We start from the raw sequence: 590 nt of genomic DNA on the forward strand, positions 1-590 counted from the left end.
GCTCCCGGCTGTGGATCGCGGCGTTCCTTAATGCCGCTTTTATCAGTTCCGGGCACTCATGGTCGCCGACGGCGTAGCCCATTGGATAGTCGACGCACGGGTCAAGCACTACCACGATTGTAAGGCGGTTGGTGTAGGTCGTTATGTTGTGTCCCTTGCTGTCCGTCTTGGTTTTCTGATACAGCAGCTCGACGGTCCAGCCGTCAAGCGAGCACATCAGGAACGGGGCGGTCGGTCGGCTGCGCTTAACCTGCATGGTCTTGCGGTTTCGGAAGTTGGTAACGCCTAACCGCCCGGCGGCTGCCTCTAATTACAATTTCTCGCGCCATACTCCCACGGCGGCCGCTGTTATCTCTTTCCAGCCCAGTGCCCGGGCTTTCACGTTGTAGGCTTTCGCCACCACAGTGTCCTGCACGTTGTTGGGGTTGCTTATCAGCGTGGCGAGATAACCGGTTTGTTCATCGGTCAGCACCTTGCCGGCGTTGCCGTTCAGGAATTTGCCGGAAATAAAGCACACATAACCGTCGCGCACATACTCCGCGAATTTCATTTGCAGACGGCGCGGGCTGCCGGGCAGTGAGTGGTTGAAG

Annotated in this window: 2 pseudogenes; both read right to left on the minus strand. The window is 57.8% G+C overall.

Annotation, left to right across the window (positions count from 1 at the left end):
• A pseudogene (locus tag MoGM_RS13305) lies at window positions 1–256 on the minus strand (hypothetical protein); the annotation flags it as partial.
• Between the two features lie 54 nt (window positions 257–310).
• Window positions 311–590: pseudogene (locus MoGM_RS13000) on the minus strand (hypothetical protein); the annotation flags it as partial.

Origin of the sequence: Prevotella sp. MGM1, assembly GCF_002933775.1 — a bacterium.
GTDB lineage: Bacteria > Bacteroidota > Bacteroidia > Bacteroidales > Bacteroidaceae > Prevotella.